Source organism: Planococcus antarcticus DSM 14505, from assembly GCF_001687565.2.
Lineage (GTDB): Bacteria > Bacillota > Bacilli > Bacillales_A > Planococcaceae > Planococcus > Planococcus antarcticus.
The window spans coordinates 2,945,218-2,958,765 of record NZ_CP016534.2 but is presented as its reverse complement, the minus strand read 5'-3'; the positions used below and the strand labels follow the sequence as shown (position 1 = coordinate 2,958,765).

The 13,548-nt window shown below is 44.3% G+C and carries 13 protein-coding genes; 10 read left to right on the top strand and 3 right to left on the bottom strand.

Annotation, left to right across the window (positions count from 1 at the left end; genetic code table 11):
- The first annotated feature begins 143 nt into the window (after positions 1-143).
- The 8 genes from atpG (at position 144) to fabZ (ending at position 7,798) form a co-directional block, all read left to right on the top strand.
- Positions 144-1,001: an ATP synthase F1 subunit gamma gene (gene atpG / locus BBH88_RS14525; protein WP_006829230.1), complete on the top strand. Its 858-nt coding sequence runs from the start codon at positions 144-146 to the stop codon at positions 999-1,001.
- 227 nt (positions 1,002-1,228) lie between these two features.
- Positions 1,229-2,644 (top strand): F0F1 ATP synthase subunit beta, encoded by a 1,416-nt coding sequence (gene atpD / locus BBH88_RS14520; protein WP_006829229.1) that lies wholly within the window; start codon positions 1,229-1,231, stop codon positions 2,642-2,644.
- 24 nt (positions 2,645-2,668) lie between these two features.
- Complete coding sequence (locus BBH88_RS14515) at positions 2,669-3,073, top strand: F0F1 ATP synthase subunit epsilon (protein WP_006829228.1); 405 nt, start codon at positions 2,669-2,671, stop codon at positions 3,071-3,073.
- Between the two features lie 657 nt (positions 3,074-3,730).
- Complete coding sequence (locus BBH88_RS14505) at positions 3,731-3,964, top strand: DUF1146 family protein (RefSeq protein WP_006829227.1); 234 nt, start codon at positions 3,731-3,733, stop codon at positions 3,962-3,964.
- A 352-nt stretch (positions 3,965-4,316) separates the two neighbouring features.
- Positions 4,317-5,615 (top strand): UDP-N-acetylglucosamine 1-carboxyvinyltransferase, encoded by a 1,299-nt coding sequence (gene murA, locus BBH88_RS14500; RefSeq protein ID WP_006829226.1) that lies wholly within the window; start codon positions 4,317-4,319, stop codon positions 5,613-5,615.
- 269 nt (positions 5,616-5,884) lie between these two features.
- A complete protein-coding gene (mreB, locus tag BBH88_RS14495; RefSeq protein WP_006829225.1) occupies positions 5,885-6,892 on the top strand; it encodes a rod shape-determining protein in 1,008 nt (335 codons plus the stop codon).
- A 102-nt stretch (positions 6,893-6,994) separates the two neighbouring features.
- Complete coding sequence (locus tag BBH88_RS14490; protein WP_006829224.1) at positions 6,995-7,258, top strand: DNA-directed RNA polymerase subunit beta; 264 nt, start codon at positions 6,995-6,997, stop codon at positions 7,256-7,258.
- Between the two features lie 102 nt (positions 7,259-7,360).
- Positions 7,361-7,798 carry a 3-hydroxyacyl-ACP dehydratase FabZ gene (gene fabZ, locus BBH88_RS14485; protein ID WP_006829223.1) on the top strand — a complete coding sequence of 146 codons (438 nt, stop codon included), beginning with the start codon at positions 7,361-7,363 and terminating at the stop codon, positions 7,796-7,798.
- Positions 7,799-7,893: 95 nt separating this feature from the next.
- On the opposite strand, the gene BBH88_RS14480 is transcribed toward fabZ, so the two are convergent.
- Positions 7,894-8,325, bottom strand: coding sequence for a YwpF family protein (locus tag BBH88_RS14480; protein WP_006829222.1), 432 nt, complete (start codon positions 8,323-8,325; stop codon positions 7,894-7,896).
- Positions 8,326-8,615: 290 nt separating this feature from the next.
- Here BBH88_RS14480 and BBH88_RS14475 point away from each other — a divergent pair, with 290 nt between their 5' ends.
- Positions 8,616-9,026: a single-stranded DNA-binding protein gene (locus BBH88_RS14475; RefSeq protein WP_006829221.1), complete on the top strand. Its 411-nt coding sequence runs from the start codon at positions 8,616-8,618 to the stop codon at positions 9,024-9,026.
- 25 nt (positions 9,027-9,051) lie between these two features.
- A complete protein-coding gene (locus BBH88_RS19440; RefSeq protein ID WP_169314366.1) occupies positions 9,052-9,195 on the top strand; it encodes a hypothetical protein in 144 nt (47 codons plus the stop codon).
- Between the two features lie 63 nt (positions 9,196-9,258).
- Here BBH88_RS19440 and BBH88_RS14470 read toward each other — a convergent pair whose 3' ends face one another.
- Both BBH88_RS14470 and BBH88_RS14465 read right to left on the bottom strand, forming a co-directional pair.
- Positions 9,259-11,982 (bottom strand): DEAD/DEAH box helicase, encoded by a 2,724-nt coding sequence (locus BBH88_RS14470; RefSeq protein ID WP_065536599.1) that lies wholly within the window; start codon positions 11,980-11,982, stop codon positions 9,259-9,261.
- On the bottom strand, positions 11,979-13,511 hold the full coding sequence (locus BBH88_RS14465; protein WP_006829219.1) for a hypothetical protein: 1,533 nt from the start codon (positions 13,509-13,511) through the stop codon (positions 11,979-11,981). The genes BBH88_RS14470 and BBH88_RS14465 overlap by 4 nt, the downstream gene beginning before the upstream one ends.
- Positions 13,512-13,548 lie beyond the last annotated feature (37 nt).

Sequence of the window (13,548 nt, the reverse complement as noted above, 5' to 3'; positions counted from 1 at the left end):
CTTTACTGAATACTAGTTGATCCAATCGGACTTTTACGGTCAGTAAATCTCCTGCATGTCAATGGGGGAGACATACTGCCCGTTAAAGCGGGGGAATACTGAGTTCGAATATGAAGAAAAAATAATAAGGTGGTGAAATACCAGTGGCATCTTTACGCGATATAAAAAGCCGAATTACGTCAACTAAGAAAACAAGCCAAATCACAAAAGCCATGCAAATGGTTTCTGCATCTAAACTAAGCCGTGCGGAAGTAAATGCGAAAGCGTTCGTTCCCTACATGGAAAAAATCCAAGACGTAGTTGCATCAATCGCAGCGGGGTCTTCGGACACTAGCAACGCGATGATGATTGCACGCCCTGTTAAGAAAACAGCTTATTTAGTGATTACATCGGATCGCGGTCTGGTAGGCGGATATAACAGTAATATTCTCCGTACTGTCATGAGCCGAATCCGTGAACGGCACACATCCAATGACGACTTTGTTATCTTGAGCGTTGGACGGAAAGGGAAGGAATTCTTCGCTAAGCAAGGAATGACGATTCTTGAAAGTGCAATCGCACTTCCGGATCATCCGACGTTTTCAGATATTAAAGAAATAACGCGCAAAGCTGTTGGTATGTTCGCAGATGGTACATATGATGAAGTTTATATGTACTACAATCACTTTGTTTCAGCTATTCAACAAGAAGTCACAGAGAAAAAAGTTTTGCCGCTGACGGATATTCAACCGACGGGATCAACTGCTTCTTATGAGTTTGATCCTTCAGCAGAAGCAATTTTGGAAGTTCTGCTTCCACAATATGCGGAGAGCTTAATCTTTGGGGCCGTTCTTGACGGCAAAGCAAGTGAACATGCTGCGTCCATGACAGCAATGAAGAGCGCGACGGATAATGCGTCTGATTTGATAACTGGACTGACACTTCAATACAACCGTGCGCGCCAAGCGGCAATCACACAAGAAATTACTGAGATTGTCGGCGGAGCAGCTGCATTAGAATAAGAAGTGCAGAGGTGCCCATGTAGATTCGACGGGCTTAAGACAGAATACGCAGGAAATTTCATTTCCGGAGTAGACTGACTTAAGACCCCGAGAATCTGGGCACCGGAGCTGGACAATAAGAAATGCAGAGGTGCCCATGTAGATTCGACGGGCTGAAGTTTGAACAACAAAAAGTGTGAACATCCCGCAAAGGGAGTTTTTAAAAAAGTAAGACAGGAGGGAACAGCATGAACACAGGACACGTTCTTCAGGTTATGGGACCGGTTGTAGATATCAAGTTTTCCGATGGTCAACTTCCAGCTATCTACAATGCCCTAACTGTAAATATTGATCGTCCCGGTCAAGATCAAGTCGTTTTAACGCTTGAAGTGGCTCTTCACCTTGGTGATGATTCAGTACGCACGATCGCGCTGGAATCCACTGATGGATTACAACGTGGTTCAGTAGTAACTGATTTAGCCAGAGCAATTTCTGTTCCAGTTGGAGATGCAACATTAGGCCGTGTATTCAACGTGCTTGGTGAAGTTATCGATTTAGGGGAAGAAATTCCAGAAACAGTGCGTCGTGATCCGATTCACCGTTTAGCACCTACATTCGAGCATCTTTCCACAGAAGTTGAAATTCTTGAAACAGGTATCAAAGTTGTCGATTTGCTTGCTCCTTACATCAAAGGTGGTAAAATCGGTCTCTTCGGTGGTGCCGGTGTAGGTAAAACAGTTCTTATCCAGGAATTGATCAACAACATCGCTCAGGAACACGGTGGTTTATCCGTATTCGCAGGTGTTGGCGAGCGTACACGTGAAGGAAATGACTTGTACTTTGAAATGAGCGATTCTGGCGTTATCAAGAAAACGGCAATGGTCTTCGGCCAAATGAACGAGCCGCCTGGTGCACGTATGCGTGTTGCTTTGACTGGTTTGACTATGGCAGAATACTTCCGTGACGAACAAGGCGCAGACGTTCTTCTATTCATCGATAACATCTATCGTTTCACACAAGCAGGATCTGAAGTATCAGCATTACTTGGCCGCATGCCATCAGCTGTTGGTTACCAACCAACACTAGCTACAGAAATGGGTCAATTACAAGAACGTATCACGACTACAAGCAGAGGTTCAGTAACATCTATTCAAGCAATCTATGTACCAGCCGATGACTATACGGATCCGGCTCCGGCTACAACTTTCGCCCACTTGGATGCGACAACGAACCTTGAGCGTAAGCTTTCTGAGATGGGTATCTATCCAGCGGTGGATCCTTTGGCTTCGACTTCACGTGCATTGTCACCTGAAATCGTGGGCGAAGAGCACTACAAAATCTCACGGGAAGTACAAGAAACACTTCAGCGCTACAGAGAATTACAGGATATCATTGCAATCCTTGGTATGGATGAGTTAAGTGACGAAGACAAGCTGACGGTTAACCGTGCACGCCGTGTCCAAAACTTCCTTTCTCAGAACTTCCACGTTGCTGAACAGTTCACAGGCCAAACAGGTTCTTACGTTCCTGTTCAAGAAACGATCAAAGGATTCAGAGGAATTCTTGATGGGAAATATGACCACTTGCCAGAAGATGCTTTCCGTTTGGTCGGACGCATTGAAGATGTTATTGCAAAAGCAAAAGGCATGGGCGTAGAAGTCTAAAACCAGGGACCAGGAGGGAAAAAAATGAAGACCATTACAGTCAATATTGTCACTCCCGACGGCCCGGTATACGATTCAGAAGTATCTATGGTTATTGCAGTTACAGCAACAGGCGAAATAGGCGTTTTGCCCGGCCACATTCCGACAGTCGCTCCTCTTGGTATCGGTGCAGTCCGATTAAAAAAAGAGAACTCGACAGAATTGGTTGCTGTAAACGGCGGATTTCTTGAAATCCGCCCTGAAAAAGTGACCATTCTTGCACAATCGGCTGAAAGCGCAACAGACATTGATCTGGCACGTGCTCAGGAATCCGCTAAACGTGCAGAAGCACTTCTACAGGCAAATAAAGATGAAATCGACTTTAAACGTGCAGAATTGGCGTTAAAACGTGCGATGAATCGTATCAACGTTTATGAGGGTAACATTTAAAGTAAGAAAAGCGAAAACGGCCGCACACAGCTCCGACAGGCATAAGGCAGACCAGCAGTGTGGCGCTCTTTGTCACACAGGTGGGTTGACTTATGACCCGAGGAGTTGGCCGTTGGAGTCTGGACAAAGAAAAGCGGAAACGGCCGCACAGCTCCGACAGGCATAAGGCAGACCAGCAGTGTGGCGCTCCTTGCCACACAGGTGGGTTGACTTATGACCCGAGGAGTTGGCCGTTGGAGTCTGGACAAAGAAAAGCGGAAACGGCCGCACAGCTCCGACAGGCATAAGGCAGACCAGCAGTGTGGCGCTCCTTGCCACACAGGTGGGTTGACTTATGACCCGAGGAGTTGGCCGTTGGAGTCTGGACAAAGAAAAGTGGAAGCGGACAGAAGGGCAATTGACTTTTGTCCGCTTTTTCTATTCTTCTTTATACGTCGAATAAAAGAGTTGAGCTGTTCAAACTGCCTGAATGTATGGCAACTACTAACAAATAAAAAAATTTTTGCTGTTTATTAGGAAATTGAGAAAACGCGGCTATAGATTTACAAACAACAGAACTATCGCCACTACGGCCAAAAAACTGGAGTAGTAGCAACTAATTTGTAGAATGCCAAGACCCATTTTTAAAAATCTTCTTTTACGAAAGGTCGTGTAAAAATGGAAATCATGATTGGACAAACAGCGTTGATTTCAATCTTCAGCCATATTTTTTTCAGTGGGGTTGCATTTTATGCGATGCGTGCTGTGATGTTCGAAAAATGGATACACAAACACCATGTGCTGCAGGCACAAATTCTTTATATTTTTCTTAGTATTGCAATTGGGACCATGGTATCTACTTTTTTCCTGAATATTTCATCTTGGTCGAGGCAATTACCTTACCTATTTTAAATTGCCGTTTTGCCATGACCTTGAAGCTCACGGTTATGGCAAAACGGCAAAATATATATTTCCCGGGGAATAAAGTCGTATATAAGGTTTAAGCTATGCATAGAGGGGAAAAGGTCTAGTAGGTTATTATTAAAACGTGACTTTTTTCCCCCTACGGACATAAACGCACCATGGTTTCCGAATACCATGGTGTGCATTAAAAAAGACAGCGCAAAATGAGAGTATAGTTGCTTGTTTTTTACCAAAAAACAAGTTAGTATGAGAAAGGTTTTGTTTCTAAATAATGACATTGGAATTTTAAACATATATGGGATACATATAGATGACTATTAAACACATGGAGGGTATATTAGTGGATCAGATCATTGTAAAAGGCGGCCAAAAGTTAACAGGAAAGGTACGAGTTGAAGGTGCTAAAAATGCAGTTCTTCCGGTGTTAGCCGGTGCATTATTGGCTTCGAAAGGCAAGAGTATCATTAAAGAGGTGCCTAATTTAGCAGATGTTTACACAATTCAAGAGGTCTTGAAAAGCTTGAATGTTGCTGTTGAGTATTTCCCAGAAAAAAATGAAATGCTGATTGATTCTTCAGCAACATTATCAAGTGAAGCCCAATTTGAGTATGTGCGTAAAATGCGCGCTTCGATTTTGGTGATGGGACCAGTTCTTGCACGTAATGGATTCGCTCGTGTGGCTTTGCCAGGTGGCTGTGCAATAGGTTCGCGTCCAATCGATCAGCACTTAAAAGGATTTGAAGCGATGGGCGCGAGCATCACATTTGGCAACGGTTTTGTCGAAGCAAAAACAACTGGGCGTTTACAGGGAGCAAAAATTTACTTAGATTTTCCAAGTGTTGGTGCAACTGAAAACATCATGATGGCTGCCGCATTGGCAGAAGGCACGACACTTATCGAAAATGCTGCCAAAGAGCCTGAAATTGTGGATGTAGCGAACTACATCAATGAAATGGGTGGCCGCGTTATTGGCGCAGGAACAGATACGATGCGCATTGAAGGCGTCGAAGAATTGCATGGCGCTGAGCATTATATCATTCCAGACCGTGTAGAAGCTGGAACCTTTATGGTGGCTGCTGCAATCACAGAAGGCGATGTTATCATTGAGAATGCTGTTCCAGAACATATGGCTGCCTTGATTTCTAAAATGGGTGAAATGGGTGTTGATATTCAGGAGACGGCAGAAGGATTGCGCGTCCGTGCGACTCGTCCACTTCGTTCAATCGATATCAAGACCATGCCACATCCTGGATTCCCAACAGATATGCAGTCACAAATGATGTCCTTGATGCTGACCGCTACAGGAAACGGCATCCTGACAGAAACTGTCTTTGAAAACCGCTTTATGCATGTGGAAGAATTCCGCCGCATGAATGCATCGGTTAAAATTGAAGGTCGTTCAGTAATCATGGAAGGCCCATCAAATCTTCAAGGCGCGGAAGTAGCAGCAACCGATTTAAGAGCTGCTGCCGCATTGATTTTGGCAGGACTTGCTGCAGACGGTATTACTCGAGTAAACGAACTTTATCATTTAGATCGCGGATACGTTAACTTTCATTCGAAACTGGCAGCTTTAGGCGCTGATATTGAGCGTGTTACTGTTGAACAAGTAGAAACGAAAGTTGGGCAATTGGTCTAATCTATTCATAATGGGCTTGCGGTGCTGCTTATCAGCTTCGCAAGCTTTTTTTATTGATGCTGAGAACTTCAAGAATTTTGTCAATGCGTTCCTGACTGTGATAAAATATTCAGTTAAGAGAGTCTTTTTGAGAATACATACACTAGAGAGAAGGTTTACTCAGCAGTGTTTTACACGTTGAATATTAGCTGTTCTGATTGGGTTTTACGATCACTGGAACTTTCGATTGAAGATGCAGAATAAATGGTTTTAAAAGGAGTACGGGCTTGATGTTTTCTAAAGATATTGGAATTGATCTAGGGACAGCGAATGTATTGATATACGTTAAAGGCAAAGGAATCATCTTAAATGAACCTTCTGTAGTGGCCATGGATCGGAAGACCAACGAAGTGCTGGCTGTGGGTAAAGAGGCTCGAAAAATGATGGGTAGGACGCCAAAGCATATAGTGGCTATTCGTCCATTAAAGGATGGTGTAATTCATGACTTTGACGTGACCGAAGCGATGCTGAAGCATTTTATTCACATATTAAAGTTGAAGGGTTTTATGACCAAGCCGCGCATCTTGATTTGCTGTCCGACAAATGTGACGAGTATCGAACAAAATGCAATTCGTGAAGTGGCCGAAAAAGCAGGCGGCAAGAAGGTTTATGTGGAAGTTGAGCCGAAAATGGCTGCCATTGGCGCTGGTCTCGATATCTATCAGCCTAGTGCCAGCATGGTCATCGATATTGGCGGTGGAACGACGGATGTCGCGGTCTTGTCCATGGGTGATATTGTGACGAGCGAAACGATTAAAACGGCGGGTGACCGGTTTGATCAGCAAATCATGCGGTATGTGAAACAGCATCATAAGCTGTTGATTGGGGAAAAAACTGCTGAGAAGATTAAGGTGGAGATTGGTACTGCATTACAGCATACTGAAGGAAAAGAGATGGAAATCCGTGGCCGCGATATTTTGACGGGGTTTCCGAAAACGTTGATCATCACATCGATGGAAGTCGAACAAGCACTTAGAGAATCCGTTCAATTAATTGTGGAGGCAGCGCGGATGGTGTTGGAGAAAACGCCGCCGGAACTGGGTTCTGATATTATTGAAAGTGGAGCAATCTTGACGGGAGGCGGCGCATTGCTGGATGGACTGGACCAACTACTGGCCAAAAAATTGGAAGTTCCGGTTTCTATCGCAGAGAATCCGATGGAATGCGTTGTCCTCGGCACAGGGTTAATGCTGGAAGCAAAAGAAAATATCTTTCGCCAAAAAAACAAAGTCAATTAGCAGATGGCAAAAAAAGAGCGTTCTAGTATAATGGAATGAGTTTATCGGAATTTTTTTTGCTGAGATTTGATAATTGAGTAGATGGAAAGGTTGACGGAGTGAATGGCTGAGCTGAAAAAAAACTTTTCTCTTCGGAAAAAAGATGAAAAAAAAGCAACAGATGCAAAAGCGCCGAAAAAGACATGGTGGGTGCAAATTCGTCTGTTTCCAATCTGGCTTCGTATTATCATGGTGGTCGCTTTGATTAGCTTAGCGGCTGTTTTTGGTGCAATGGTGGGCTTTGGTGTCATCGGAGATGGCGAACCAGCTGACGCTTTGAAATGGGAAACCTGGCAGCACATATTAGACATTATGGATGGGAAATAAGGAGAAACTTCGCATAGTTGGAGTTTTTGGTTTCCATTAAGCGTTAGGTGATTTATTTGGGCTTAATTGACCGTTATAGCAAGATAAAAGGAGCTGAATCGATTGTTGACAACAGAACAAATTCAGGCAATTTTGCCGCATCGTTATCCGTTTTTGATGGTGGATCGTATGTTGGAAATCGAAGCGGGCAAGAAAGCTGTCGGTTTAAAAAACGTATCGGCAAATGAACAATTTTTTAATGGCCATTTTCCAGGGTATCCGGTAATGCCGGGTGTGCTGATCGTTGAAGCGCTGGCACAAGTCGGTGCTGCAGCTGTCTTGCAGATGGATGCCAACAAAGGTCGTCTAGCATTCTTCACAGGTATCGATAACTGCCGTTTTAAACGACAGGTCGTCCCAGGCGATCAATTGCGCCTGGAAGTTGAATTGACGAAACTTCGCGGTTCAATGGGTAAAGGGCATGCCATTGCCACAGTAGACGGAGAAATAGCCTGTGAATGCGACATTCTTTTTGCTTTAGGGCCAGTTGTTGAAGCATAAGTTGGATCAACAAAACAAATAAAAAGCTGTTCACGAAAGTCAGAAACAATGACTTCCGTGAACAGCTTTTTTTAGTAAAGAAATTTTAAGAAAAACTAAGCTTCGTCTTTACGAAGACCAGGACGTGTGCGCATATCAGTTTCAAAACGTTCAAGAAGCTCATGGCCTTCAAGTCCATCTTCTAAGAGCTCAGATAGCAAAGTTTCTGCATATTTCCGACGGGCCCGTTTTAATGTGCCTTTCATCAATACCGAAGCATGCTCACCCATCACTTTTACGTCTTGAATCATAACTTCAAAAGGTGCCGGTTCGTTCCCAGGATAAGAAATTACGACTTGAACAGATACGACTTCTTGAGTTTCCATCAATTGATCAAAAATTTCTTGATGCGGTAAATCGATCAGCATTTCAAGAACCCATGAACGTTCATCATTTTCTTGGTTGATGATAATCCCATCAAAAACAGGATAGTCCATCACTTGCTCGTCTTTTTCAACACCTAATGACAGCATTTTAAATGTTTTCATGCAGCAATGCCTCCAATACTCACTTTATTTTAGTATAGCATATAGAAGATTTGACAGGCGAACCGTAAAGGCCGCTGAAAAAAATGGACACTCTTCTAAAAACTATTTTTGGTTTAGAGAGAGATCATCCCAAAACACAATCAATTCAATCAATAATGATGAAAAAAATATTATAACAGGTTTAAAAAATGAAATATGAAAGCAGAAAATCCATGAAAACTAATTTTTTCAGTTTTGCAAAGAATTCAATCTTCTTAGTATGCTCTAAGTAAGCGAAAGGAGGTGAGAAAATGAACCAAGTCGGAATTGTAGGACGTTTAACAAAAGATCCATCCATGCGTGTCATGAGTGAAGGGCGGATACATACATCCTTCATCATAGCGGTCTCCAGAAATTATAAAAATCAGAAAGGAGAAACGGAAACAGATTATGTTCTTTGCTCCACCTGGGGAAAGCCTGCTCACAATGTCTCGAAATACTGTGTTAAAGGTTCACTTGTCGCTGTCACAGGCCGCCTGCAATCGCGTTCTTATGACAAAGAAGATGGCACACGCATTTTTGTGACGGAAGTGCTCGGCGACCAGATCCGATTTCTCGACAGGAGAAAATCACAAGAAGAAACCGCCGCTCAGCAGGAGACAGCGCAGTCTGATGCAGACTTCGATTTCCAACCGCCGGGGACGGAGCAGGTAAACGTATAAACAATTAAGAAGGGGGCACTTAGCGATGCCAAAAGATGTACAGCTGCAACTGGAAGTGCATATGGAGCAATTGATCAAACTAACCGCTTTGCTCCATCAGCGATTGGCAGAGGCGGAGCGGGAACTAAGTGAACTGAAATCGATCTTCCGTTCCGTTCAAAAAGGGTAAACTTTCACGTCTAAAAGGGGAATCCGGCCAGGTGGGGACCTGGCCGGATTTATTTAAAGCTATTTAAAGTGAATAAGTAAACAGTTCCTTCAAGTCCGTGTCCGAAAGATCAGTCATCCATTGGCTGGATTGGATAAATTCTTCGGACATCGACTGCTTTTGCACCAGCAGGGAGTCGATTTTTTCCTCAATTGTCCCGATGGTCACAAATTTATGGACATGAACGAATTGCGTCTGTCCAATACGATAGGCACGGTCAGTCGCCTGGTTTTCCACGGCAGGGTTCCACCATCTGTCGGCATGGAGAACGTGTGTCGCGGCCGTTAAGTTAAGGCCAGTGCCACCCGCTTTCAAGGACAAGATGAAGATTGGGAATTTGCCTTCCTGGAAAGAAGCCACTAGGGAATCACGTTGTTGTTTCGGCATGCTACCGGTCAAGAACGGCACTTCATGGCCATACAATTCATTAATGGCCTGCTGCAGCAAATGCCCCATTCCGATATATTGCGTAAATATCAAACATTGTTCCCCGCGTTCAGCAATTTCCCCGGCCAAGGTCACAATGCGCTCCAGTTTTTGAGAACGAGGCAAGACTTCAGCGGCGCTCGTATACGGCTCTTTCAAATAGAGAGACGGATGATTACATAGCTGCTTCAATTTGCTCAACATTTTCAATACCAGACCTTTTTTCTCAAAACCTGTGAGCGTCTCCATTTTCTGCACCGTATCCTGCACCAGTCCTTCGTAAAGAGCGGCCTGTTCAGGCGTTAATGGACAATACTCCAACTGTTCCTGCTTTTCAGGCAGATTCAACTGCAAATCCGGGTCTTTTTTCGTTCGGCGCAATAGGAATGGCTGAATCCGCTGCCGCAATTTTTCTTTATGTTCTTCAGAATTATCACGTTCAATCGGAATCATGAAGGTTTCTTGGAACTGCTTAATGCGGTACAGGTAGCCTTTATTGATGAAATCGAAAATCGACCATAATTCAGACAGCCGGTTTTCAATCGGCGTACCCGTTAAGGCGATATGATGGTCGCCTTTAAACTTCCGGATCGTCCGCGATTGTTTTGTGTACATATTCTTGATGTTCTGCGCTTCGTCCAAGGTAATGCTCGACCAGTGCAGGCTCTGCATTTCCTCCCCATCAGAAGACACGATGCCGTAAGTCGATAAGACAACATCCGGTTTTTCTTCCGCTAAAAAGGCATTGAACTCATCGCCTTTTGGACGGATGCTGCCGTAATGGGTTGCAACCTTCAAATCAGGCGCAAAACGCTCCAATTCTTTTTGCCAGTTGCCGAGCACGGAAGTCGGACAGACAATCAGCGATGGCTGATCCGGATTTTTTCCGTGGACATGCAGCAGGTACGTTATTAGCTGAACCGTTTTTCCGAGCCCCATATCATCGGCCAAACAAAGGCCAAAGCCCTCCTCACGCATAAATACCAAATAATCAAAACCGATTTTCTGGTAAGGGCGCAGCTCTGTTAGTAAATTCTGTGGCAGCGGCGTTTCCGGCAAATCACGTTTATCTAATAGCTTATCGAGCAACGTTTTCAGCGATCGGTTCAAATGAAATTCAACCAGTGGATCTTCTTCTTCCGCCGTTTCTTCCAGCATGATTTCGGGTACGTTCTGAAACAACATGTCTTTGATGGTCCAGTCGGCATCTTCTGCTTCCTCAATCATCTTACGCAATTGCATCAATAGGTTTGAATCGACGCGTACCCATTCATTGCCAATACGAATAAATTCCTTGTTCTCGGACACTAACCGTTGAAAATCTTGCATGCTGAGATCATGGCCATTAAGGGAAAACTGCCAGTCAAAATTGATAATCTGGTCGAGTCCAACAACCGACGCTTTCTTAATCGGCGAGTTGACATTGGCTTTGACATGGATTTTCGATTCTTGAACAACCTTCAGCCAAGAAGGAATCGATACTTCGATACCAAACGCCTGCAGAATTTCTGCATCGTTGCGCAGAAACTCAAGAATTTCTGCGTCAGTCCATTCAACGTGATAAAAACGGTCTTCATCAAACTGCTCGACAGAAGGGCATAAGCTTAACAGCAGCGATTGGCGTTGTTGAATATCCTCCGCAAAGGCGCGCCATTTCTCTGGCAAAGCCTTGTCGATCGGTTCATTTGCACGACGCTTGGAAGGGGACCAGTAGACGCTGCCCCTTTTCGAACGCATCACGACTTTAAAGGACCAGAATTCATCTGCATCCGGTTCACTTAACTGTACTGCGACGACATAGTCATCCGCATCTGGTAAGCCCTGCCAACCCGCCTGTTGGATAAATCCCTGGATATAAGGCAGCTGGGCTACCATTAATCCTTTTTGGCGCAATTGATGATGGATCGTATCACTAAGGAAAGTCCGGATTTCCTGATCGCCGTACTTATCGCTGATGAGGATGTCACCGTCTTCAACCGAGACATGATCCCATAAATCTGGATCGCTCAAGGAATCAGCGACTTTTCCCGCAAGCTTCAGCCAGTCTTCATCTTCCTTGCGTTGTCCGGCGAACATCACATAATGGTGAGGTTCACGCTGAAATAAGCGGACAAAATCAGCGGGGGTCAGCACTAGGTCTAGTCCATCTGTCTGTGCGGTCAAACCAAAAAAGCTATCTTTGTCTAGAAAATACAAATATGGCTTCCAGATTTCCGGCGGAATCCGGTTGCCGGCTTCATTGGTCGCCTGGATACGGAAAAGTTCTCCGCGGCTGATCGTTAAATAATAGAGGCGGCTTCCTTCAGTTTGGAATTGATTCATATCAGATTTCCTTTCTCGATCTCTTCCTGAAGTGCACGCAGACGTTTGTTCTGTGTGCGGATTTCATTGATGTAGGCAGTCCAGAACTCCATTTGACCGCTTTTCTTGCAGGCAGCTTTCATCTTTTTCCAGATGCGCACGGCTTGCTTGTAGCTCGGCCGGTTGCGCTCATCTAAATAAGCCAGCGCATACCGGTGAAAGAGGGGCAACACATAATCAGGCGCTTTTGTCTGCACTTCTTTGAGTCCGCATTCCTCTGCGAAATATAAAGGGGAGTTATGAAGATGATGCAGTTCTGCCCATTGTTTGTATAATTGCTTTTCAATCAGGTAAGCAGAGTAGGCTGGGAGTCCATAATGGCCAAATTGCTTGAACAAGTCTTCCCAGTCCAACTCACTCAACTCGATTTGCGAAAACAAGCGGCTGAGTGTCCGCACATAGTGATGGCGGTATTGTGTATAAAGTCCTTCAAACAGGAAGGTTTTCACATGAGGTTTGATTTCCATCAAAATACTTGTCAATGCTTGTGGATGATTTTCATTTTCGGCAAGAACAGCCAGTTCAATCCAGTCATGCATTTCGTTTGGTGATATTTTTCGAACCTCAAGCTCTTTTTTTAAGATAATAGCAAAAAATGCTTTCAGCCGTTCGTCCGGATTTTTAAGCACACCAAGCTCTTTTTCGCGAATCCGGTTAGTGGTGAATAAATTGGTCCAAAACAATTGGTAAAGTAAAAATCGTTGCGAAAATGAGTTATCTTTCACTTCTATGAATTCACGGATCAATGTTTTCAGGTATTCAAAAAAAGCATCCGTTTCAAATGTCCGGTGCTGAACGCGCAGTTGACCGAGCAAATCACGCAATTCGTGTAATTCATCATCAAACCAAGTCTTAAAAAAGGAATGATGGACTTCTTGTGTGCCAGCGACAAAAGTCGCCCACACTTCGGTCAATGAAATAAAATGGGCATAGGTTCGGTAAAGCACCTTCCATTCGCGTTCCAAGGGTACGTAGGATAAGGAGTTCTTCAAACGACCGTCATACATCTGTTCAAAATAAAAATAATTGCGTGTGGTGTAGTCTGGAATGTCGTCGCGCCATACGCTGCGAATCAATTTTGTCCATTGTTCAGGCGAGCGCTTTTCGGATAATAAAGTTAGCTGCTTGTTTTCGGGCTCGCGCCAGGCGGCAACCCATTCAGAAAGCGAGCCGATTTTTTGATACAGCGAAAAAATGACCGCTAGTCGATGGCGGCACATCGTTTCCTGCGGACAGGCACAAATTGCCGTGAGCTTGTCGAAGTTGAGAACCACTTTAACTGCATGTGCATCTTTGACGATTGCTTCGAGCAACAATCGCTCTTCATTGAACGACTGAATCTGAACGCCGTCGTGACGCACTAAAAAGACTGCTTTTCGAACCATTTCTTCATCCAACGCACGAGTTGGCAGAAGTGATTTGTCGATAGCAGCCATATAATTGTGAATCGTATCTTCGAATCTTTTCGCCAGGGATTGAACCGTAGCCATATGCATCGCCCCAAAATAAAACTTTCCTTCTATTGTA

Bases quoted from the DNA above. Each gene is read 5' to 3' on its own strand.
- BBH88_RS14480 (WP_006829222.1), bottom strand. From the start codon at position 8,325: ATGAAAACATTTAAAATGCTGTCATTAGGTGTTGAAAAAGACGAGCAA.
- BBH88_RS19440 (WP_169314366.1), top strand. From the start codon at position 9,052: ATGCCAAAAGATGTACAGCTGCAACTGGAAGTGCATATGGAGCAATTG.
- BBH88_RS14475 (WP_006829221.1), top strand. From the start codon at position 8,616: ATGAACCAAGTCGGAATTGTAGGACGTTTAACAAAAGATCCATCCATG.
- mreB (WP_006829225.1), top strand. From the start codon at position 5,885: ATGTTTTCTAAAGATATTGGAATTGATCTAGGGACAGCGAATGTATTG.
- BBH88_RS14505 (WP_006829227.1), top strand. From the start codon at position 3,731: ATGGAAATCATGATTGGACAAACAGCGTTGATTTCAATCTTCAGCCAT.
- BBH88_RS14465 (WP_006829219.1), bottom strand. From the start codon at position 13,511: ATGGCTACGGTTCAATCCCTGGCGAAAAGATTCGAAGATACGATTCAC.
- BBH88_RS14515 (WP_006829228.1), top strand. From the start codon at position 2,669: ATGAAGACCATTACAGTCAATATTGTCACTCCCGACGGCCCGGTATAC.
- BBH88_RS14470 (WP_065536599.1), bottom strand. From the start codon at position 11,982: ATGAATCAATTCCAAACTGAAGGAAGCCGCCTCTATTATTTAACGATC.
- BBH88_RS14490 (WP_006829224.1), top strand. From the start codon at position 6,995: ATGGCTGAGCTGAAAAAAAACTTTTCTCTTCGGAAAAAAGATGAAAAA.
- atpD (WP_006829229.1), top strand. From the start codon at position 1,229: ATGAACACAGGACACGTTCTTCAGGTTATGGGACCGGTTGTAGATATC.